The organism is Agromyces sp. NPDC056965 (assembly GCF_042673425.1).
Taxonomy (GTDB): Bacteria; Actinomycetota; Actinomycetes; order Actinomycetales; family Microbacteriaceae; genus Agromyces.
In genome coordinates this window covers 12288-33527 of the sequence record NZ_JBHURI010000001.1, presented here as the reverse complement: position 1 = coordinate 33527, position 21240 = coordinate 12288, and the positions used below count along the sequence as shown (strand labels likewise).

At 72.5% G+C, this 21240-nt stretch carries 18 protein-coding genes; 8 read left to right on the top strand and 10 right to left on the bottom strand.

Going from position 1 to position 21240, the window contains the following annotated elements; translation table 11 throughout:
- Positions 1-150: 150 nt before the first annotated feature.
- From ACFTQE_RS00135 to ACFTQE_RS00125, 3 genes are all read left to right on the top strand, one after another.
- Complete coding sequence (locus tag ACFTQE_RS00135; protein WP_376923156.1) at positions 151-1311, top strand: VanZ family protein; 1161 nt, start codon at positions 151-153, stop codon at positions 1309-1311.
- Complete coding sequence (locus ACFTQE_RS00130) at positions 1308-1472, top strand: hypothetical protein (RefSeq protein ID WP_376923155.1); 165 nt, start codon at positions 1308-1310, stop codon at positions 1470-1472. Before ACFTQE_RS00135 ends, ACFTQE_RS00130 begins: the two co-directional genes overlap by 4 nt.
- 173 nt (positions 1473-1645) lie before the next feature.
- The gene (locus ACFTQE_RS00125; RefSeq protein WP_376923154.1) at positions 1646-2245 is read left to right on the top strand and encodes an antibiotic biosynthesis monooxygenase; all 600 of its coding nucleotides are present in this window, start codon (positions 1646-1648) and stop codon (positions 2243-2245) included.
- Between the two features lie 21 nt (positions 2246-2266).
- On the opposite strand, the gene ACFTQE_RS00120 is transcribed toward ACFTQE_RS00125, so the two are convergent.
- Positions 2267-2917 (bottom strand): DedA family protein, encoded by a 651-nt coding sequence (locus tag ACFTQE_RS00120; RefSeq protein ID WP_376923267.1) that lies wholly within the window; start codon positions 2915-2917, stop codon positions 2267-2269.
- Positions 2918-3035: 118 nt separating this feature from the next.
- Positions 3036-3812, bottom strand: coding sequence for an IclR family transcriptional regulator (locus ACFTQE_RS00115; RefSeq protein WP_376923153.1), 777 nt, complete (start codon positions 3810-3812; stop codon positions 3036-3038).
- Between the two features lie 100 nt (positions 3813-3912).
- Between ACFTQE_RS00115 and hutH the strand changes: the two genes are divergently transcribed.
- From hutH to hutI, 4 genes are all read left to right on the top strand, one after another.
- Complete coding sequence (gene hutH / locus ACFTQE_RS00110) at positions 3913-5484, top strand: histidine ammonia-lyase (protein ID WP_376923152.1); 1572 nt, start codon at positions 3913-3915, stop codon at positions 5482-5484.
- Positions 5485-5617: 133 nt separating this feature from the next.
- Positions 5618-7069: a M23 family metallopeptidase gene (locus tag ACFTQE_RS00105; protein WP_376923151.1), complete on the top strand. Its 1452-nt coding sequence runs from the start codon at positions 5618-5620 to the stop codon at positions 7067-7069.
- Between the two features lie 110 nt (positions 7070-7179).
- Complete coding sequence (gene hutU, locus ACFTQE_RS00100) at positions 7180-8859, top strand: urocanate hydratase (RefSeq protein ID WP_376923150.1); 1680 nt, start codon at positions 7180-7182, stop codon at positions 8857-8859.
- Positions 8856-10160 (top strand): imidazolonepropionase, encoded by a 1305-nt coding sequence (gene hutI, locus ACFTQE_RS00095; protein ID WP_376923149.1) that lies wholly within the window; start codon positions 8856-8858, stop codon positions 10158-10160. The genes hutU and hutI overlap by 4 nt, the downstream gene beginning before the upstream one ends.
- Here the strand turns inward: hutI and ACFTQE_RS00090 are convergent.
- The 8 genes from ACFTQE_RS00090 to ACFTQE_RS00055 all read right to left on the bottom strand — a co-directional run bounded on the left by ACFTQE_RS00090 (position 10150) and on the right by ACFTQE_RS00055 (position 18789).
- Positions 10150-13395 (bottom strand): right-handed parallel beta-helix repeat-containing protein, encoded by a 3246-nt coding sequence (locus ACFTQE_RS00090; RefSeq protein WP_376923148.1) that lies wholly within the window; start codon positions 13393-13395, stop codon positions 10150-10152. The genes hutI and ACFTQE_RS00090 overlap by 11 nt on opposite strands.
- A 140-nt stretch (positions 13396-13535) precedes the next feature.
- Positions 13536-13793 (bottom strand): DUF6510 family protein, encoded by a 258-nt coding sequence (locus ACFTQE_RS00085; RefSeq protein ID WP_376923147.1) that lies wholly within the window; start codon positions 13791-13793, stop codon positions 13536-13538.
- Entirely contained in the window at positions 13793-14623 is an 831-nt protein-coding gene (locus ACFTQE_RS00080) for a ferredoxin reductase (protein ID WP_376923146.1), read from the bottom strand. Before ACFTQE_RS00080 ends, ACFTQE_RS00085 begins: the two co-directional genes overlap by 1 nt.
- Positions 14620-15210, bottom strand: coding sequence for a sulfite oxidase-like oxidoreductase (locus ACFTQE_RS00075; protein ID WP_376923145.1), 591 nt, complete (start codon positions 15208-15210; stop codon positions 14620-14622). Before ACFTQE_RS00075 ends, ACFTQE_RS00080 begins: the two co-directional genes overlap by 4 nt.
- Before the next feature lie 47 nt (positions 15211-15257).
- Entirely contained in the window at positions 15258-15785 is a 528-nt protein-coding gene (locus tag ACFTQE_RS00070; RefSeq protein WP_376923144.1) for a SixA phosphatase family protein, read from the bottom strand.
- A gap of 170 nt (positions 15786-15955) precedes the next feature.
- Entirely contained in the window at positions 15956-16447 is a 492-nt protein-coding gene (locus tag ACFTQE_RS00065; protein ID WP_376923143.1) for a SixA phosphatase family protein, read from the bottom strand.
- Between the two features lie 48 nt (positions 16448-16495).
- Positions 16496-17428, bottom strand: a complete 933-nt coding sequence (locus tag ACFTQE_RS00060) for an arginase family protein (RefSeq protein ID WP_376923142.1) — start codon at positions 17426-17428, stop codon at positions 16496-16498.
- A gap of 374 nt (positions 17429-17802) precedes the next feature.
- Positions 17803-18789 (bottom strand): NAD-dependent epimerase/dehydratase family protein, encoded by a 987-nt coding sequence (locus ACFTQE_RS00055; protein ID WP_376923141.1) that lies wholly within the window; start codon positions 18787-18789, stop codon positions 17803-17805.
- A gap of 194 nt (positions 18790-18983) precedes the next feature.
- On the opposite strand from ACFTQE_RS00055, the gene ACFTQE_RS00050 reads away from it, so the two are divergent.
- Entirely contained in the window at positions 18984-21212 is a 2229-nt protein-coding gene (locus ACFTQE_RS00050; RefSeq protein ID WP_376923140.1) for a copper-translocating P-type ATPase, read from the top strand.
- The last annotated feature ends 28 nt before the right edge of the window (positions 21213-21240 follow it).

The following is a 21240-nucleotide window of genomic DNA, read 5'->3' as shown; positions in this document are numbered from 1 at the left end:
GCCGGCTCCCGCCTGACCACTCGACCGTGCACCCGTATCGGGAGCATATGCATTTCGTGATACGCCGCCGCAACAGCGCGCTTGGTGCACTGGAATCACCGAAAGCACATGCAACACCGATTCCGCCCGATCTCGAGTGGGGAGACATACATGGCCTCGCACCTGACAGCAGATGCCCGCCCTCGAGGCCGCGCCCGTTCGGGCTCGACCTGGTTCTGGACGGTCGGGTGCCTCGTCGCGATCGCGGGCCTCACGTTCGGCCCGCCCCGCCTCGTCTCCGACGCCCGGTACCTCTTCGTCTCGTGGTTCGAGTCGATGTCGGGGTCTCCGGTTCCGACCGGTGTCGCCGGCTTCCAGTTCCTGGCGAACGTCGCCATGTTCGTGCCGTTCGGCGCGCTCATCACCCTGGTCCTCGGACGCAGGCGATGGGCGGCCGGGCTCGCCATCGGGGTGGCGCTCTCCGCCATCGTCGAGGTCACGCAGGTCGTGCTCCCGGGTCGCGTGCCCGATGCCGAGGACGTCGTCGCCAACTCGATCGGCACCGCTCTCGGTGTCGGCCTCGTCGCGCTGCTCGGACTCGGCGGCGCGCTCGTGCGACGACGCGAACGCGATTCGGAGCAGGCCGGCATGTGCCACATCCACGAGCTGAAAGCACCCGACATGACCAGTCAACGAACCAGTGACCGACCCATGATGCAGCAACCGCGCCGCCGCCGCAGGCGGAGGCTGCTCGCGACGGCCGTCGTCGTCATCACGCTCATCGCGCTCCTGATCGGCGCCGTGGTCGGGCTCCAGGCCATCTCCGCCGACGGAGCACCCGGCGACGCGCCGACGGACGCACTCGGCGCCCCGGATCCCGACACCGGGTTCGACGTCGATGACGGATACATCGAGGAGGGCGAGGCGGTGTCGCCGTTCGCCGACGACCTGCCGGCGATCGCCCAGCTCGACCCGGAGCTGCGCGGCGCCATGCAGGATGCGGCCCGCGCGGCGATCGCCGACGGCTACGAGTTCGTCGTGACGAACGGGTGGCGCAGCGCCGCCTACCAGCAGTCGCTCCTCGACGCCGCCATCGCCGAGTACGGCAGCGAGGAGGAAGCCAGGCGGTTCGTCGCCGCACCCGAGACGTCCAAGCACGTCACCGGGGAGGCCGTCGACATCGGACGGACCGATGCGAACAGCTGGCTGAGCCAGCACGGCGCCGACTACGGCCTCTGCCAGACCTACGCGAACGAGATGTGGCACTTCGAACTGGCGACCACGCCGGGCGGGGAGTGCCCGGCGCAGCTGAGCGACGCGAGCGCCGGATGACGCGTCGGACACCCGGCCGAGGCGCCTCGACGGTCGGGCTCCTCGCGGCCCTGCTCGCCGCCTCGGCGATCGCGCTCGGGCTCGCGATCGCGCTCGGCTGCCTCGTGCTCGCGCCGTCGGTCGGCATCCTCAGCGGCATCGCCTCCCGGCTCCTCCCGTGACGGTCGTGGCCGCCGAATCCTGCGCGACGCGACTCCCCCGCTCGAAGCACGCTCGAAACACGGCCCGACTACACTCGCATCTGGCCCGGACCAGCCCGCCACAAGCGGAACGGCCCGACCATCCAGAGTCTCGCGAACAGAATTCGCCAGCCACGAGAACACCCCGGGGGCCCATGAACCACGAACCGATCACCGTCTCGATCCGACGCGAGGTCGACCCCGAGCGCATCTCCGAGGCGACCGCGTGGGTGCAGACCGGCGTGAACCTCGCGGCCAAGTACCCGGGCTTCCTCGGCTCGGGCTGGGTCCGCGCCGGCGAGGGATCGCAGGTCTGGCACATGCTCTACCGCTTCGCGAGCGAGGAGACCCTCGACGCGTGGGAGCGCTCGGCCGAGCGCACCTGGTGGCTCTCGATGGGCGAGGGCTTCGTGCGCTCGGAGCGCAGCAGGCGCCGCACGGGCATCGAGGGCTGGTTCGACGACCCGGCGACGGGTTCGGTGCCGGTGGCGGATGCCGCGGCATCCGCGTCGCTCGACGAACTGCCGCCTGCGCCGCCGCGCTGGAAGCAGGCGGTGACGATCTGGCTCGGGTTCTTCCCCGTGAACCTCGCCTTCACGCTGCTCGTGACCGCGTTCGTGCCCGGCTGGAACGACCTCGCCGTCGTCTGGAAGGTGCTCGCGACCACCCTGCTGCTCACGCCGATCATGACGTTCTGGGCGCTGCCCTTCGTCACGCGCGTGCTGCGACGCTGGCTCGCTCCCGCCGCCCGCTGAGACCGGCCGGAACCGGTGTGATCAGGCGGATGCCTCGTCGACCACGCGCCGGTGCTCGAGGATGCGCCGGATGACGAGCACGGCGAGCGCGATCGCGATCGCACCGTAGACGACCCAGTCGAGGTACTGCAGGTACTCCTCGAGCAGCGCGTGCTGGGTGCCGAGCGCGGCGCCCACGCCGATGAGCAGCGTGTTCCAGAGGCCCGAGCCGATGGCGGTGAAGAGGCAGAACCAGGCGAGCGGCATGCGATCGGCGCCCGCGGGCAGCGAGATCAGGCTGCGGACGCCGGGGATCATGCGCCCGACGAGCACCGACCAGCGGCCGTGCCGGTGGAACCACTCGGCGCCGCGGTCGAGGTCGGTGCGGCTGACGAGTCGCGTCCACGCGATCCAGCGGATGGCCCGATCGAGGCCGACGGCGGCGCCGAGGCCGTAGAGCACGAGGGCGCCGATGACGGAGGCGAGCGTCGACCAGAGGATGAGCCACCCGAGGTGGAGCTCGCCCGACTGGCTGAGGTATCCCGCGAACGGCAGGATGACCTCGCTCGGGATCGGCGGGATCAGGACCTCGAGGAATACGAGCACCCCGACGCCGATGTCGCCGAGGGAATTCAGCACGTCGGCGGCGAATCCGGTGAGGCCCGTGAAGCCGTGGTCGTCGGCGGTCGTCAGCAAGGTCGTGTCTCGGCTCTCGGTCGGGGTCGATGATCGGTGCTCGGCGGCGACCTCACCGTACCGGTGCGGGGTGGACGGAAGCTGGACGTCGCTGCTCGGCGCAGGGCCTCGCCGTTCAGCGGGGCGTGCCGATGCGGCGGGCGAGCGTCGCCGCGGCCTCCTGCACCGCCGACACGTACCCGGCGACGTCCGCCTCGGGCGCGGCATCCGGATATGTCACCGCGACCGCCGCCGCGGGCCAGCCGACGTGATCGCGCACGACCGCGCCGACCGACGCGAGCCCGCCCGTGACCTCGCCGTCCTCCCCGGCCCAGCCCTGCTCGCGCACCACGGCGAGCACTCGCTTCAGTCGCCCGTAGCTCCATTCCGGGCCGTCGCCGGCGAACGCGGCACGACCGGCGAACGCGGCCTTGTCGGGGTAGAGCGCCCGCAGTTGCGCGGGCGGCAGCACGGCGAGCATCGCCCGGCCGGTGGCGGTGAGGTGCGCGGGCAGGCGCACCCCGACATCGGTGACGAGCGAGGGCCGCCGGGGCGCGCGCTCCTCGACGAGGTAGAGCACGTCGCGCCCGTGCAGCACCGCGAGGTGCCCGCTCTCGCCGAGCCGGTCGACGAGGGTCGCGACGAGCGGCCGGCCGAGGCGCGCGAGCGGCTGCTGGCGCGAGAAGCCGCTCGACAGCTCGAAGGCGGCGATGCCGAGGCCGTAGCGGCGCTCCTCGGGCAGGTGCACGACGAAGCCCCGCTCCTGCATGACGGCCAGCAGGTGGTAGACCGTCGAGCGCGGGATGCCGAGCGCCGAGGCGATCGTGGCGGCGGGCACGGGCCCGCGCTGCGACGCGAGGTGCGTGAGGATCGCGAGCGTCTGATCGGCCGCCGGCACCTTCGATTGCTCCATCGTCGCCTCCGAGCTCATCCTACGCGGGAGTCTGGGATACCGGACGGCGACCGGCCCCACGCGCTTCCCGCGCGCACGAGGGCGGTGTGGAATCGGAGGTATGAGCAGCATCGCCACAGCACCCGCCCGCGCCGCGGCATCCGTCACCGTCGGCACCGGCCCCCTCGGCATCGACGACGTCGTCGCGGTGGCGCGCCACGGGGCATCCGTCGTGCTCGACCCGGCCGCGCTCGACGGCGTCGCCGCGAGCCGTGCGATCGTCGAGGGCCTCGCCGCGGACCCCGAGCCGCACTACGGCATCTCGACGGGCTTCGGTGCGCTCGCCACGACGTTCATCGCCGAGGACCGCCGCGCGCAGCTGCAGGCGAGCCTCGTGCGCTCGCACGCCGCCGGCTCCGGGGCCGAGGTCGAGCGCGAGGTCGTGCGCGCCCTCATGCTGCTGCGCCTCTCGACCCTCATGACCGGCCGCACGGGCGTGCGACGCGAGACCGCAGAGACCTACGCGGCGATCCTGAACGCCGGCATCACACCCGTCGTGCGCGAGTACGGTTCGCTCGGATGCTCCGGAGACCTCGCCCCCCTCGCGCACTGCGCGCTCGTGGCGATGGGCGAGGGCGAGGTGCGCGACGCCTCCGGTGAGCCGGCGGATGCATCGACGGCCCTCGCCGCCGCCGGCATCACGCCACTCCACCTCGCCGAGAAGGAGGGCCTCGCCCTCATCAACGGCACCGACGGCATGCTCGGCATGCTCGCGCTCGCGATCGACGACCTGCGGATGCTGCTCACCACCGCCGACATCGCGGCGGCGATGAGCGTCGAGGGCCTCATGGGCACCGACGCCGTCTTCGCCGCCGACCTGCACGCGCTCCGCCCGCAGCGCGGCCAGGCGATCTCGGCTTCGAACCTGCGGCGCCTGCTCGCCGACTCCCCCATCGTCGCGAGCCACAAGGGACCCGAGTGCACGCGGGTGCAGGACGCGTACTCGCTCCGCTGCGCACCGCAGGTGCACGGCGCCGCCCGCGACACGCTCGCGCACGCGGCATCCGTCGCCGACGCCGAACTCGCGAGTGCCGTCGACAACCCCGTGCTCACGCTCGACGGCCGCGTCGAGTCGAACGGCAACTTCCACGGCGCACCGGTCGCATACGTGCTCGACTTCCTCGCGATCGCGGTGGCGGATGTCGCGTCGATGAGCGAGCGGCGCACCGACCGGTTCCTCGACCGGGCGCGCAACCAGGGCCTGCCGCCCTTTCTCGCGCACGAGGTCGGCGTCGACTCGGGCCTCATGATCGCGCAGTACACCGCCGCGGGCATCGTCTCCGAGCTGAAGCGGCTCGCGGCACCGGCATCCGTCGACTCGATTCCCTCGTCGGCGATGCAGGAGGACCACGTCTCCATGGGTTGGGCGGCGGCGCGCAAGCTCCGCCGCGCTATCGACGGGCTCTCCCGCGTGCTCGCGATCGAGGTCATGACCGCGGCGCGCGGGCTCGCACTTCGGGCGCCCCTCGCTCCCGGTACCGCGACCGGGGCCGTCGTCTCGCTCGTCGCGGAGACCGGGGCGGTGCCCGGACCCGACCGTTTCCTCTCCCCCGAGATCGAAGCGATCTCGAGCATGGTCGCGCACGGCGACGTCGTCATCGCGGCGACGTCGGCGGCCGGCGCACTCGACTGAGCAGCATCGACATGTGCCCCGAAGAGGGCGCGAGATCGACGCGCTCAGGTGTTGTGCCGACCTGCCTGCGCTGAGAGACTGAGTCATATGCCGGCCCCCGAAGCCGGCATATGAACGGAACCCTATGTCGCTGATGCAACGAATGCCCGGCCCGCACGACCCGTTCCGAGCGCGACGCGCTCGGCCCGACGGACTCGCCATGGCGGCCGCAGCGGCCGTCATCGTGCTCGGCATCTCGGGTATCACCACGGCATCAGCAGAAGAGGTCACCCCTCCCGACGCCCCGGCGACGTCCGAGACGACGGACACGGGTGCGACGCCGTCCGAGTCGACGGATGCGACCGAACCGGAGCCCGCGCCGTCACCGTCGCCCGAGCCGACGCCGGAACCGACACCGACTCCCACGCCGGAGCCGACGCCGACTCCGACGCCCGAGCCGACTCCCACGCCGACACCGGAACCGACTCCGACGCCGACTCCCACACCGACGCCGACTCCGACCGACCCGCCTGCCACGACGCCGCCGACCGCACCACCGGTCACGCCGCCCGTCACGACCCCGCGCACCCCGCTGCTCGTCGGCAACGGCCCGTACGCCCGCATCTCGAGCGGCAGCGACCCGCAGCTCAGTTCGCTGCTCGGAGCACGCACGGCGCTCGATCGGGCGACTGCTGCGCTGCGCACGGCTGAAGCAGAACTCGAGACGGCCCAGTCGACGCGAACCGAGGCACGCGCCCTGGCGACGCAACTGCAGGAGCAGGCCGACGAGGCCCGCGCCGACGCCGACGCCGCCGGGGCCGCGGCATTCGCCGCCTCTCGCGGCGGCGACAGCTCGCTCACGTCGATGGCCGCCGCGTTCGGCTCCGGCAAGGACCTGCTCGCCGGTCTCGGCGGCGTCGCACGCGTCGACCAGATCACCGGCGACGCCGAGAAGCTGCAGAAGATCGCCGAGAAGCGTGCCGCCGAAGCCGATGTCGCCGAGGAGCGTGCCGCCGAGGCCTGGGCCAACGTCGACGCCGTGCCGGTCGAGGAGGCGCAGGCCGCCGTCGCCGACGCCGAGCGCGCCGTGGCATCCGCTCGCTCCGACCTCTCCGGGCTGCGCACGCGCGTCGCCGCGACGAGCGTCTCGTTCATCGACTCGCTGCCGCGCGATGCCGGACAGCTGAGCGAGCAGGGCTGGGCTCCCCCGGTCTCGGGCAACCAGACCGACGGCTTCGGCCCCCGGCCGAACAAGCCGCTCGCCGGCGTGAACGAGTTCCACCGCGGCACGGATGTCGCGGCGAGCTGCGGCTCCCCGGTCTTCGCGGCAACGGGCGGCATCGTCGTCGAGGCCCGCACGAACGGCAGCTACGGCAACTGGATCCTGCTCGAGCACGGCTCGGGCGTCTCGACCGGGTACGCGCACCTCTCCGATGGCGGCATCCTCGTGAACCCCGGTGACGCGGTCGCGGCAGGCCAGCTCATCGGCGCCGTGGGCAGCACGGGCGCATCCACCGGCTGCCACCTGCACTTCGAGGTGCGTCTCGACGGCACCGCCGTCGACGCCGTTCCGTTCATGGCGGCGCGCGGCATCGGCCTCGGCTGACCTCCGGCACGACCGACCATCGCGGCCCATCGTGGCGCTCGTCTGGGATCCCGGACAGCATGCCCGCGACATCCGTTGTCGGTGACCGCCGGGTGCGCGAGCATCGGAGCATGACCGACGCATCCACCGCAGCACCTGCCGGCCCCCGCACCGTTCGCGCCGCCCACGGCACCGTGCTCACCGCGAAGAGCTGGCAGACCGAGGCGCCGCTGCGCATGCTCATGAACAACCTCGACCCCGAGGTCGCCGAGCGGCCCGACGACCTCATCGTCTACGGCGGCACCGGCAAGGCCGCCCGCAACTGGGAGTCGTTCGACGCGATCGTGCGCACGCTCGAGGGCCTCGAGGCCGACGAGACGCTGCTCGTGCAGTCGGGCAAGCCCGTCGGCGTGTTCCGCACGCACGAGTGGGCGCCGCGCGTGCTCATCGCCAACTCCAACCTCGTCGGCGACTGGGCGACGTGGCCCGAGTTCCGGAAGCTCGAGCAGCAGGGCCTCACGATGTACGGCCAGATGACCGCCGGCTCGTGGATCTACATCGGCACCCAGGGCATCCTGCAGGGCACGTACGAGACCTTCGGCGCGATCGCGCGCGCACGGTTCGGCGGCACCCTCGCCGGCACCCTGACGCTCACGGGCGGCTGCGGCGGCATGGGCGGCGCCCAGCCCCTCGCCGTGACCATGAACGAGGGCGTCGTGCTCATCGTCGACGTCGACGCCTCGCGCCTCGCCCGCCGCGTCGAGCACGGCTACCTCGACGAGATGACCTCCGACCTCGACGATGCGATCGCCCGCGTGCTCGCGGCCAAGGAGGCGCGCACGCCGCTCAGCGTCGGGCTCGTCGGCAACGCCGCGACCGTCTTCCCCGAGCTCCTCGCCCGCGGCGTCGCGATCGACATCGTGACCGACCAGACGAGCGCCCACGACCCGCTGAGCTACCTGCCCGAAGGCGTGAGCGTGGCCGAGTGGCACGAGCTCGCGGCATCCGACCCCGAGGCGTTCACCGATCGCGCCCGCGCGTCGATGGCGAAGCAGGTGCAGGCGATGGTCGAGTTCCAGGATGCCGGCGCCGAGGTCTTCGACTACGGCAACTCGATCCGCCGCGAGGCGGAGCTCGGCGGCTACGACCGCGCGTTCGCCTTCCCGGGCTTCGTGCCCGCCTATATCCGACCGCTCTTCGCCGAGGGCAAGGGCCCGTTCCGCTGGGCGGCGCTCTCGGGCGACCCGGCCGACATCGCCGCGACCGACCGCGCCATCCTCGAGCTCTTCCCCGACGACGAGCACCTGCGCCGCTGGATCACCCAGGCCGGCGAGAAGGTGCACTTCGAGGGCCTGCCCGCGCGCATCTGCTGGCTCGGCTACCAGGAGCGGCACCTCGCGGGGCTGAAGTTCAACGAGATGGTCGCCTCGGGCGAGCTGAGCGCCCCGGTCGTCATCGGCCGCGACCACCTCGACTCGGGGTCGGTCGCGAGTCCGTACCGCGAGACCGAGGCCATGGCCGACGGCTCCGACGCGATCGCCGACTGGCCGCTGCTGAACGCGCTGCTGAACACCGCTTCGGGCGCGACCTGGGTCTCGATCCACCACGGCGGCGGCGTCGGCATCGGCCGCTCGATCCACGCCGGCCAGGTGATCGTCGCCGACGGCACCGAGCTGGCCGCCGAGAAGATCGCCCGCGTGCTCGTGAACGACCCGGGCACCGGCGTCATGCGCCACGTCGACGCGGGCTACGACCGCGCCGTCGAGGTCGCTCGCGAACGCGGCCTGCGCGTGCCTATGCTCGAGGCATGAGCGACGGGGGCGCCGCGGGGCGCATGCTGCTGACCGGCATCGGCGAGCTCGTCACCAACGACCCCTCGCCCGATCGCGAGGCCGGGCCGCTCGGCATCGTGCGCGACGGGGCGGTGCTCGTCGAAGACGGCCGCATCGCGTGGGTCGGCAGCGCGACGCACGCCGATGCTCGAGTCGCCGAGCGACGCGAGCGGCGCACCGAACGCGAGGACCGCCGGGACGGCGACGAGCACCGCTCACTCTGGGACGCCGAGGTCGAGGTCGTCGACGCCGGCGGCCGGGCCGTGATCCCGGGCTTCGTCGACAGCCACTCGCACCTCGTCTTCGGCGGCGACCGCGCCGCGGAGTTCGCCGCGCGAATGGCCGGCCAGCGGTACGAGGCCGGCGGCATCCGCTCGACGGTCGCCGCGACGCGGGCTGCGAGCGACGACGAGCTGCGGGCCCGGCTCGCCGGCTTCGTCGCCGAGCTGCACGCCCAGGGCACCACGACCTTCGAGATCAAGTCGGGCTACGGCCTGTCGGTCGCCGACGAGGCACGTCTCGTGCGCCTCGCCCGCGAGGTCACCGACGAGGTGACCTTCCTCGGCGCGCACGTCGTGCCGTTCGAGTTCCGCGATGACCCGGCGTTCGGCGGCGACGCCGACCGCGCCGCCGAGGCCTACGTCGACCTCGTCGTCGGGGAGATGCTCGACGCGTGCGCGCCGCACTCGAGATGGGTCGACGCGTTCTGCGAGCGCGGCGCCTTCACCGCCGAGCAGTCGCGACGCGTGCTCGAAGCCGGCGCAGCGGCCGGCCTCGGCGTGCGGGTGCACGGCAACCAGCTCGGCGAGGGGCCCGGCGTGCAGCTCGCGGTCGAGCTCGGCGCCGCCTCGGTCGACCACTGCACCTACCTGAGCGATGCGGATGTCGCGGCGCTCGCGACATCGGACACCGTCGCGACCCTCCTGCCGGGCGTCGAGTTCTCGACCCGCCAGCCCTACCCCGATGCGCGCCGGCTCATCGAGGCCGGCGTGACGGTCGCCCTCGCGAGCGACTGCAACCCGGGCTCGAGCTTCACGAGTTCGCTGCCGTTCTGCATCGCCGTCGCCGTGCGCGACATGGGCATGACCCCGGCCGAGGCGCTCTGGGCGTCGACCGCGGGCGGCGCGGCGGCCCTGCGGCGAACGGATGTCGGTGCGATCCGCCCGGGCATGCGGGCCGACCTCGTCGAGCTCGCGGCGCCGAGCCACGTGCACCTCGCCTATCGGCCCGGCGTGCCGCTCATCGGGCGCGTCTGGAAGGACGGCGCCGTCACCGCTTGACGCCCGACCGGGCCCGCGCGCGGCTCATGCGTGCGCGGGCGACCGCGACGATGCCCGCGGCGGCCATCAGCAGCGCCACCAGCGCCCCCGTCGACGGATCCCAACCGGATGCCGCCAGTCCTGCGGCGGGGCCACCACCCGGCGTCGGCGCCGGTGCGGGTGCGGGCGGCGTCGGCGGCTCAGGGTCGCAGAACTCGGGGTAGAGCACCTGGGTCGTGCGCACCTCGAGGATGAAGGCGCCGCCACCGTCGTAGCCGGTGGCCTCGACTCGCGGACCGCACGCGGATCCCCAGTCGTTCTGACCGTCCTCGGTCTCCTCACGGGCGTCGACGGCGACGTTCCCGTCGATCATGTCGTTCGTCGGATCCGAGTCCTCGCCGACCTCGGCGTTCGGGTGCGCGACGATCGCGATCGAGTCCTGCGGGAACGTGTTGAGGGCGACGTGGATGGTGTCGCTCAGACTGCGACGCCCCTCGACCGGCGCCACCATGGCGAACGGCACGATCGACAGGCCGAGCAGTGCGAACTCCGGGTCGGGTGGCGGCGTCGCGCCGTCGAGGCCCGGCATGTCGTCGGCCGGCGGACCCGGCAGCGCCACGTCGACAGGGAGCGGGTCACCGAGTCGGATCGGGTCGCCGAGGAGCGGTGGCGGGGTCCCGACGCCGAGGAACGGGCCCGAGCCGGTGAAGACGTTCTCGGTGACGCTGATTCCCGACGACGATGCGGAACCGGGCAGGTACAGGTCTTCGTAGAGCGGTCGCACCGTGATCGCCTCCGCCCGGGCGGAGGCGGGTTCGAAGTCGATGCTGTTTCCGGTGATCTCGAGCCCGTGCACGGGGGCCGCCAGCACGACGTACTCGGCGGTGCCCGAGAAGTCGTTCCCGGCGAGCACGATGTCCCTGGCGCCGAGCGGCAGGTAGAGCCCCCTCGGGTTGTCCGTGAAGGTGTTCCCGGTGAAGAGCACGTCGCTGCTGACCCGCGCGAGGTCGAGGGGCGGCACGTTCGACGGGTTGATCGTGAGGTTGCCGATCGCGGCGTTCGCATCGAAGGCGCTGTCGCGCACGACGTACCCGGTGACCGACTCCGCATACGTCGCCCACCACTCGGTCTGCCTCGCCGACGAGTCCTCGACCGTGACTCCGTCGGTCATGTCCCAGTAGAACGCGGTGGCACCGCCCGTGACGTGGACGTCGGCGACCGCGATCGCCGCGGAGTAGTAGAAGCGGATGCCGTTGCTGCCCTGCTGCGCGAGCGGCGTCGACGACGGATGTCCCGTGATCTGCGCGCCGTCGATCGTGACGTCCTGCGCCTCATGCCCCGTGATGCCGTCACCGGTCATGTCGAGCACGGTGTCGGTGACGGTGGCACCCGAGCTGCTCGCGAGGTAGATGCCGCTGCCCACGCCCGTGATCCGCGCTCCGGTGATCGCAGGTCCGGCGATCGGAGCGGCGAGGGTGACCCGCTGCTCCTGGATGCCCCAGACGACGCCGGAGATCACGGGATCGGTCACGGTCGCGGCGGGCGCTCGGCCCAGCGCGATCCCCGTGGAGCCCGCCGCGCCGTCGCCCGAGATGTCCGCCCCGTCGACGACGGCGTCGACCATGGAGCCGAGCCCCACGCCGACGGACTTCGCGCCGACGGCCACGATCGTCGGTGCCGTGACCCGCAGTCCGGTGCCGGCGTTGTCGGGTGCGGCCTGGATCGCCCGGTTGAATCCCGTCACGACGAGATCGGCGAGTGTCACGTCGGAGGCGTTCAGCACGTTGACCCCGTACGTCGTGCCGGCGCCCGGCCCGGAGAGCTGCGTTCCCGTGACGCTCGCGCCGGTCGTCGCGCCGAGGCCGATGCCGACCGAACTCGCCGCGATCGTGCCGGCGGTGATCGTCGGCCCCGCGACGGCACTCGCATCGACCGCGTAGACACCCCTCGCGAATCCCGAGACGGCAGGGGTCTCGATGACGGCCCCCGTGGAATTGGCGACGTAGATGCCGTAGGTCGTTCCGGCGACGCCGGTGCCGGTGACCGTCACCGTGTCGAGCTGCGGCGTCTGGGAGGTGCCGAGGTTCACGCCCATCGTCGCCGCGCCCACCGTGGTGTCCGTGATCGTCGGCCCCGCGCCGGCATTGGCGTTGGCGAGCACGACACCGCTGGCGAAGCCCGTGACCGAGGAGTCGGCCAGCGTCAGCGCGGTGGCGTTGTTGACGTTGACGCCGACCCCGACGCCGGCACCCAGCAAGGTGATGCCGGTGATGGACGGAGCTCCGGTGGCGCCGAGGGCGATGCCCGCGGCGGTGACGGTGAACGAGCCGCCGTCGAACACCGGGCCGGCGTTCGCGTTGGCGGCGGTGATCGACGCGCCGGTCGCGACCGAGCTGACGACGGCGTCTTCGACATCGGCCGAGGTCGAGGTCGCGAGGGCGAGCGCGATCGAGACGTCGGTGATCGTGGGCCGGATCACCTGCGTGCGCTGCGATGCCGCCAGGTTGACGCCGGTGGTGGCGGTGAACGGCGTCGCGCCGTCGGACGTCGAGTTCGTGATCACGAGGTCGGTCAACGCGACATCCGCTGCCGCCGCGCCGAGCGTGACGACGCTCTGGCTGTTGGCCGCCGCGCTGAGCGTGATCCCGTCGGCGGTGAGGCCGCCCGCGTTCACGAGCCACCTGCCATAGAGCGTGGTGGCGGCGGAAGCCGTGACGACCGTGCTCCGGGCGACGACGAGCTGGCTGGCGAATCGATAGGCGCCGGGCACGACACCGACCGTGCCGCCCGCGGGCACGGCGTTGAGCGCCGCCTGCAGGGTGATCTTCATCGCCGGCTCGGTCGCACCGACCCACGCGATCAGCGCGGCGTCGGATGCCCCGACGGGCGGCACCGGTGCGACGAGCGGGGCGACCTCCGCGGCGAGCGCTTCCGGCGCCGGGGCGACGCTCGGCGACGAGACCAGCGTGTCGAGCGAGAGCGGCACCGTCGGAGCGATCGGCACGACGGGCTCGAGCGCCGCTTCGGGCTCCGGCGTCGTCGGCTCCTCGGCGTCGTCGGTCGGCTCACCGTCGGTCGGTTCGCCCTCGGTCGCCTCGCCGCCGGGTTCGGGCGGCGCAGTGGCCGGCGGGGTCTCGGCGGCGGGCTCCGCGTCCGTGACGGGCGGCGCAGGCGATGGCCCGATCTCATCGGCCCAGACCGCGCCGCTCGGCACGATCAGGAACGCGATGATCACCCCGATTGCGGCCGCTGCCACGCGCGATCGGCCGGGTCGACGGCTCCGAGCGCTCATGAGACCCCCCGTCTCGCGACGAGCACTCCGCTCACGCTACCCCGCGGGTCGCCCCCGTGTCACGCGTTCGATCACTCGAGCGTCGTCGTCGCGACGCGTTCCCGTCACCCGCGCCGGACCTCGATCGCGCTGATGCCGCTGAGGCCGATCCACGCGCGGTCGGCCGTCTCGACGAGGGTGGCGAGCACGTGGTCGCAGGTGCTGCACCGCACGACGGTGCCCGCCGCGCTGCGGTAGACCATCGCGCGGGCGAGCTCGCCGATCGTGCCGCAGCCGTTGCACCGCGCCGTCGCCGTGGTGGCGTCGAAGCTGAAGAACTCGGCGAGGGGCCCCGCCAGGGCGTTGCCGTCGACATGCTGCATCAGGTGCCTCCGTATCGCTCGGTGCGGATCGATCGCGCGTCGTGGCCGAGCTCGACGAGCCAGTCGGCGACGCGTTCGACGAATCCGGTCGAACCGCAGACGAAGACGCGCGGTCGCTCGGCCGCCGGGATGACGGCCGCCTCGAGCATGTCGCGCGTGATGCGCGCGGGCGGCGCCGGCCACCCCGCGGGCGAGCGGCGCGTGTAGACGAGGTCGAGCTGCAATGGTGCGGATGCCTCGACGAGCCGATGCAGCTCGTCGGCGAAGTAGACGTCGTCGGGGCTCCGCACCGAGTAGAGCAGGCGGAACGGCGTCGGGTCGTCGGCTGCACCGTGGGCTTCGGCCATCGCGAAGAGCGGCACGACCCCAGAGCCGCCGGCGATGAGCTGAACCGGCCGGGATGCGCCCGTCGCGGCGCCGCCCGCGTCGCCGGCTGCCGAAGCATCCGGCGCCCACACGAAGAACGCGCCGAGCGGTCCGTGCACCTCGAGCTGGTCGCCGGCCCGCACCTCGTCGACGAGGTACGGCGAGACCTCGCCGTCGGGCAGCTTGTCGACGGCGAGCGTCACCCGAGAACCTGCGCCCGACGACGCGATGGAGTACGAACGGGTCGCGGTGTACCCGTCGGGCGCCGTGAGCCGCACGTCGAGGTGCTGGCCGGCAGCGTTGCCGGGCCATCCGTCGACGTCGAGTTCGAGCCGCGACGCGTTCGGCGTCTCGCGGCGCGTCGACGCCACGGTCGCGACGTGCCAGCCCGATCGGGGCACGGCCGGCGCGGCGGCGTCCGGTGGCGGGGCCGGCATCGACGATCGCGTCGAGACGCCGCTCACCAGTAGCGCTCCTCCGTCCACGGATCCCCGTGGAGGTGGTACCCGTTCTGCTCCCAGAATCCGGGCTCGTTCTGTTCCATCATCACGAGGCCGCGAACCCACTTGGCGCTCTTCCAGAAGTAGAGGTGCGGCACGAGCAGCCGTGCCGGCCCGCCGTGCTCGGGCTCGAGCGGCTCTCCGTCGAACTCGAACGCGATCCACGCCTTGCCGTCGAGCAGTTCGTCGAGCGGCACGTTCGTCGTGTAGCCGCCGTAGCTGTGCGCCATGACGAACTCCTGCTCGGTCTCGACGTGCTCGAAGAGCGTGTCGAGCGAGACGCCGCGCCAGCTCGTGCCGAGCTTCGACCAGTGCGTGACGCAGTGGATGTCGGTGTCGACGTCGTCGATCGCGAGGGAGGTGAACTCGTCCCAGTTCCAGCGATGCACGTCTGACTCGGTGCGGATCGTGAACTCCCACTCGGCCGTGTCGACGTCGGGCGTCGGCCCCGCCGAGAGCACCGGGAAGTCGTGGACGAGGGTCTGGCCGGGCGGCAGTTGATCGTCGCGCTCACGGCTTCGCCCACTGAATCCCCTGGTGATGAACGACATGGCGCTCCCTCCGTTGGCATCGACACTAGTGACGCCGGAGGCTGCTGTCACCGGTACCGATCGTGCGAGCGGTCGGGGGCGTCGAACATCACCGCGACCGGCACCACGGCGACGTCGCCTGCGCTCGTCGCGGTGCGGACGTCGGCCCAGGATGGCGCGTCGAACGTGAAGACGGCGACCGCCGCCGTCGGCATCGCTTCGGCCGCCTTCGAGAAGCGGGTCGCGAGGTCGGTCATCTCGGGGTTGTGGCCGACGAGCATCGCGACCGAGAGCCGGTCGTCGAGCGAGCGGATGACCCGCAGCATCGTGTCGACGGACGCGGCGTAGAGCCGCTCGTCGGCGACGATGCGACGGGCCGGGGTGCCGAGTTCGCCGGCGACCAGTGCGGCGGTCGACCGTGCCCGCTCCGCGGTGCTCGTGACGATCACGGCGGGTTCGATGCCGCGCTCGAAGAGTCGCCGGCCCATGCGCGGCGCCTCCTGCCTTCCGCGATCGTTCAACGGGCGATCGTGGTCGACGAGTCCTGGCGAGTCCCAGCTCGACTTCGCGTGGCGCATGAGCACGAGGGTCTTCACGGTGCGTCCTTCCGTCGGGCCGGCGCGCGCACGACTGCTCAGGGCAGTGCTCGCCCGCTGCGACCTCCAGCACGCAGAGTGCCGCCAGTCGTACGCTACGCCCGTCCGGCGCTTCCGCGGTGGCATCGACCTCGGCGAGGCCGATCGCACTCGTCACCGCGGGCGTGTCGTCACCGGTCGCGAGGAGGAGCCTCGAACACCACCCCGACCGGCGCGACCCCGCCGACCTCGGTCCACTCCGAGACGTCGTACCGGAACTCGGCGACGGCGCAGGTCGGCATCTCGGCGATCTCATCGGAGAGCTCGAATGCGAGCTCGCCGATCTCGGGATTGTGGCCGACCAGCATCACGGTGGCCAGCTCGTCGTCGAGGGCCCGGATGATGTCGACCAGACCCTCCGGGGAAGCGCCGTAGAGACGGCCGTCCTCCACGACCCGATCGGATCCGAGGTCGAGCGCCTGCGCGAGGATCGCCGCCGTCGAGCGGGCGCGCACCGCCGTGCTCGTCACGATCACGTCGGGAACGACGCCGCGCTCCCGCAGTCGCTCACCCGCCCTCGGCGCATCGCGCCTGCCCCGATGATTCAGGGGACGCTCGTGGTCGGGAAGCGCCGGGTCGCCCCAGCTCGACTTGGCGTGCCGCACCAGCAGGACAGTCTTCATGATTCCGTTCCCGTGTTCATCGTGCGCGTCTCGATTCGGGCAGCCCGCTCAGCGCGTTGCGATGCCCGCGGCGACCTCGAGCACGCAGAGTGCCGCCAGTCGTACGGTACGCCCGTCGGGCGCGTCCGCGGTGGCATCGACCTCGGCGAGGTCGACCGATTCCACGCGAGCGTCGGCCCCGGCCGCACGTGCGGCCCGCCGGAGTTCGTACGCCGAGATGCCGCCGGGCACCGACGCGGGGCACCCGGGCGCGACAGCGCGGTCGCAGACATCGACGTCGAGGTCGACGTGGATGGGGCCGCCGCCCGCGCCCGCGATCTCGAGCGCCTCGGCGAACACGTCGTCCATCGGGCGGCGATGCAGCTCGTCGCGATGCACGACGGTGATGCCGGCGTCGCGGGCCCGATCGGCGTACTCGCGGGAGTTCACGAAATCGGCGATGCCGATCTGCACGATGCGGCGACCGTCGAGGCCCGCTTCGAGCAGGCGGCGCACGGGCGACCCGTTGCTCACGCCGTCGCGCAGGTCGTAGTGCGCGTCGAGCGTGATGAGCCCCGCCGTCGCGAGCCGGTCACCCCACACGCCGAGTGCGACGGGCGAGGTCAGCGAGTTGTCGCCGCCGAGCGCGACGACCGTGCCCGCCCGGGCCGAAGCGGCGGCGACCGCAGCGCGCACCCGCGCCTCACCTTCGGGCCCGTCGGGCTCGGTGACGTCGCCGGCATCGGCGAACACGAGGTCGTCGAGCGCACGCGCGTCTCCGCGACGGCCGCGATCGGCCATGAGGGTCGGGCTGTAGCGACGCAGGGCCGCGCGGATCGCGGCGGGCGTCGCGTGCGCGCCGGTCGGCGAGAGCGAGGTGGCGAACGCCGGCACGCCGAGGAGCGCGAGATCGGCGCGCTCCCCTCCGCCGAGCGCATCGAGCGGCGGCCAGTCACCGGCCCGTGGCCAGAGCGGATCGTTCGGAAGCGCGGCGGTGCCCATGGTCAGACGCTAGCAATGACGGATGCCGCGAGCCGAGGCATCCGCCACCACTCGTGTCTGCGATACCGGACGCTCGGACGCGATCGACTGCTTGCTGCTGGCAGTCGGCAGCCGACGGCTCGCGAGATGCGACCGGCGACATGCGACTGCGTCATGGACCATGGACCGCGCTGCCTGCCCTGCTCGGTTCTCCGGCTCACGCTCTGCCAGTTCCGCCTCATCGGCCGGAGCGTCTGTCATCCGAGGCCCGATCGTTCGAAGCCGACTTCTCCGAACGAGTCAGGATCGGTCGTGACTGAGGGGGAACTGGCATTCCAGTCGAGCGAACATTGCCGCGCGAGCACTGGAGCTCGCCCACGGCGCGGCCGACCTGCTCAGCCGCGGAGCGCCTCGAGCAGTTCGCGTTCGCGGTCCGCGCTGAGCCCGGCACCGCGCTCGCGATCGAGCCCCTGACTGCGCTCCCACTCGAGGATCTCCCGCAGCGCCTGGTCGAGCGGGCGCAGTCGCAGGCCCGCGGCGAGCGCTGCGGCGTTCGAGCGGTCGAGGAATGCGCTCCACTCGGGGTCGATGATCCACAGCGGCAGCGACTCGGGGCCCGACCACTCGGCGACCCCCTGCTCGGCGAGCCACTCCGGGGAGACGGCGACGACCTCGCCCTCGTGTCCGGCGAGCGCCCGCGAGCGCTCGAGCCAGTCGCCGAACGTGGTGCGCTCGCCGACCGCGTTGAAGGCACCGGCGAGCCGCTGCTCGACGGCGTCGAGCGTGAACGCCACGAGGTCGTCGATGTGGATCGCCTGCACGGGGTCGTCGAGGATGTCGGGGACGAGCATCGGCTCGTCGCTGCGAGCGGCGCGCGCCACCCAGTAGCCGCCGCGGCCCGACGCATCGCCGGGCCCGACGATGAGGCCGGGACGGATCACGAGCAGCCGGTCGCCGAGCGCCTCGCGATAGGCCGCCTCGATGGCGGACTTCGCCTCGCCGTAGGTCTCGGCGCTCGAATCGTCGCCGTCGAGCGGGGTCATGAGCTCCGCCGACTCGACGGCACCGGGTTCGTTCTGCGACGCGTACACGTTGCACGAGGAGACGAAGGTCCAATGCGCCGCGCGGGGTGCCAGGTCGGCGGCCGCGCGACGCGCGAACCCGGGCTGCCGGGTCACGTCGATGACGGCGTCCCATTCGCGATCCGCGACGGCGTCGTAGGCGCCGGGCTCGGAGCGGTCGGCCGCGACGAAGGCAGAGCCCTCGGCGGCCTCGCCGGCCTCCCCTCGTGCGAGCGAGGTGACCGCGTGCCCGCGACGCAGCGCCTCCCGGGCGAGTTCGCGGCCGAGCCATTGAGTACCGCCGAGGATCAGGATCTGCATGCGGACATCACAGCACGATGCGGATGCCGCGCGCTCGCCTGTTCTCGCTCCGCGAACCACGCGACGCCCGCTGCTAGCGTCGAAGAAGTTCGCCGTGGTTCGGGAATAGTCGGGGCGGACAGGCGTTCCACCTGATGACAGATACCCCCTAGGGGTATAGGCTCGAGATCGAGCTGGACGACGGAGGAAGATCGATGAGCACGACTCACGGCGGACGACACGAACACGACGCCCACGCGGGGCACGACGAGCACGCGGGGCACGATGCTCACGTGGGCCACGAGGCCCACGCGGGGCACCAGGCGACGACGACCGGCACGGCCGACCCGCACGCCGGCCACGACATGAGCAGCCACGACCCGCACGCCGGCCACGACATGAGCGGCCACACCGGGCACGACATGAGCGGCCACGCCGGCCACGGCGACCACGTCGGCCAGTTCCGCCGGCTGTTCTGGATCATGCTCGTGATCGCCGTGCCGACGATCGCGTTCAGCCCGATGTTCGCGTCGATCCTCGGCTACTCGCTGCCCGACAACCCAGTGATCCCGTGGATCTCCCCCGTGCTCGGCACGGTCATGTACTTCTGGGGCGGCAAGCCGTTCCTCACGGGCGCCTGGAGCGAGCTCAAGGCCCGCAAGCCCGGCATGATGCTGCTCATCGGCCTCGCGATCACCGTCGCGTACTTCGCGTCGCTCGGCGCGAGCCTCGGCCTGCTCAGCCACCACCTCGACTTCTGGTGGGAGCTCGCGCTCCTCATCGTGATCATGCTGCTCGGCCACTGGATCGAGATGCGCTCGATCATGCAGGCGTCGAGTGCGCTCGACGCGCTCGCGGCGCTCCTGCCCGACGAGGCGGAGCGGGTGACGGATGCCGCCGACGGCACGCCCTCGACCGAGACCGTCTCCCCCTCGGAGCTCGCGGTCGGCGACGTCGTCATCGTCCGCCCCGGCGGCCGCGTGCCCGCCGACGGCGAGGTCGTCGACGGCACCGCGGCGATGGACGAGTCGATGATCACCGGCGAATCGGCCACGGTCGCCCGCGGCCCCGGCTCGCACGTGGTGGCCGGCACCGTCGCGACCGACACCGCGATCCGGGTGCGGGTCGGCGCCGTCGGCGACGACACCGCCCTCGCCGGCATCCAGCGCCTCGTCGCACAGGCGCAGGCCTCGAGCTCGCGTGCACAGCGCCTCGCCGACCGCGCCGCCGGCTGGCTCTTCTGGTTCGCGCTCGGCGCCGCGGTCATCACGGCGATCGCCTGGACCCTGCTCGGCGACCCCGACGACGCCGTGATCCGCACGATCACCGTGCTCGTGATCGCGTGCCCCCACGCCCTCGGCCTCGCCATCCCGCTCGTCGTCTCGATCGCGACCGAGCGCGCGGCGAAGGGCGGCGTGCTCGTCACCGACCGCCTCGCCCTCGAGACGATGCGCACAGTCGGCGCGGTGCTCTTCGACAAGACCGGCACCCTCACGAAGGGCGAGCCCGCCGTGACGGATGCCGCGGCCGCGCCGGGTCACGACCTCGACGAGGTGCTCGTGCTCGCGGCATCCGCCGAGGGCGACTCGGAGCACCCGCTCGCGAAGGCGATCGTCGCCGAGGCCGCCCACCGCGGGCTCTCGACGCGCGCCGCCCAGGGCTTCGAGGCCTCCGCGGCGATCGGCGTCCGCGCGACCGTCGACGGACGGGCCGTGCAGGTCGGCGGCCCCGGCATGCTCGAACGCGACGGGCTCGCGCCGCTCGCGGCATCCGTCGCCTGGGCCGAAGCCGGCTCGACGGTGCTGCACGTGCTCGTCGACGGCGAGGTGGCCGGCGCCATCGCGCTGGCCGACGAGATCCGCCCCGAGTCGAAGGAGGCGGTCGACGCGCTGCACGCGCTCGGCGTGCAGGTCGTGATGATCACCGGCGACGCCGAGCCCGTGGCGCGCACGGTCGCCGCGCAGCTCGGCATCGACCGGGTCTACGCGGGCGTGCGCCCCGAGGACAAGGCGGCCAAGGTGCAGGAGCTGCAGCACGAGGGGCTCTCGGTCGCGATGGTCGGCGACGGCGTCAACGACGCCCCGGCGCTCGCGCAGGCCGACGTCGGCATCGCGATCGGCGCGGGCACGGATGTCGCGATCGCCTCGGCCGGCGTGATCCTCGCGTCGTCCGACCCGCGATCGGTGATCTCGGTCATCGAGCTGTCGCGAGCCAGCTACCGCAAGATGTCCCAGAACCTCTGGTGGGCGGCCGGGTACAACCTCGTCTCGGTGCCCCTCGCGGCCGGCGTGCTCGCCCCGATCGGGTTCGTGCTGCCGATGTCGGTCGGCGCGATCCTGATGAGCCTCTCGACCATCATCGTCGCGGCGAACGCGCAGCTGCTGCGCCGCCTCGACCTGCGGCCCGAGGCCTCGACCCGGGCGGTGCTCGAGCGCGCGAGCTGAGGCATCCGCCCGCCGCGCCGTCTCCCTA

Excerpts from the sequence above, each read along its gene's own strand:
- ACFTQE_RS00135 (WP_376923156.1), top strand. The coding sequence starts at position 151 with ATGGCCTCGCACCTGACAGCAGATGCCCGCCCTCGAGGCCGCGCCCGT.
- ACFTQE_RS00130 (WP_376923155.1), top strand. The coding sequence starts at position 1,308 with ATGACGCGTCGGACACCCGGCCGAGGCGCCTCGACGGTCGGGCTCCTC.
- ACFTQE_RS00125 (WP_376923154.1), top strand. The coding sequence starts at position 1,646 with ATGAACCACGAACCGATCACCGTCTCGATCCGACGCGAGGTCGACCCC.
- ACFTQE_RS00115 (WP_376923153.1), bottom strand. The coding sequence starts at position 3,812 with ATGGAGCAATCGAAGGTGCCGGCGGCCGATCAGACGCTCGCGATCCTC.
- hutH (WP_376923152.1), top strand. The coding sequence starts at position 3,913 with ATGAGCAGCATCGCCACAGCACCCGCCCGCGCCGCGGCATCCGTCACC.
- ACFTQE_RS00105 (WP_376923151.1), top strand. The coding sequence starts at position 5,618 with ATGCAACGAATGCCCGGCCCGCACGACCCGTTCCGAGCGCGACGCGCT.
- hutU (WP_376923150.1), top strand. The coding sequence starts at position 7,180 with ATGACCGACGCATCCACCGCAGCACCTGCCGGCCCCCGCACCGTTCGC.
- hutI (WP_376923149.1), top strand. The coding sequence starts at position 8,856 with ATGAGCGACGGGGGCGCCGCGGGGCGCATGCTGCTGACCGGCATCGGC.
- ACFTQE_RS00085 (WP_376923147.1), bottom strand. The coding sequence starts at position 13,793 with ATGCAGCATGTCGACGGCAACGCCCTGGCGGGGCCCCTCGCCGAGTTC.
- ACFTQE_RS00075 (WP_376923145.1), bottom strand. The coding sequence starts at position 15,210 with ATGTCGTTCATCACCAGGGGATTCAGTGGGCGAAGCCGTGAGCGCGAC.
- ACFTQE_RS00065 (WP_376923143.1), bottom strand. The coding sequence starts at position 16,447 with ATGAAGACTGTCCTGCTGGTGCGGCACGCCAAGTCGAGCTGGGGCGAC.
- ACFTQE_RS00060 (WP_376923142.1), bottom strand. The coding sequence starts at position 17,428 with ATGGGCACCGCCGCGCTTCCGAACGATCCGCTCTGGCCACGGGCCGGT.
- ACFTQE_RS00055 (WP_376923141.1), bottom strand. The coding sequence starts at position 18,789 with ATGCAGATCCTGATCCTCGGCGGTACTCAATGGCTCGGCCGCGAACTC.
- ACFTQE_RS00050 (WP_376923140.1), top strand. The coding sequence starts at position 18,984 with ATGAGCACGACTCACGGCGGACGACACGAACACGACGCCCACGCGGGG.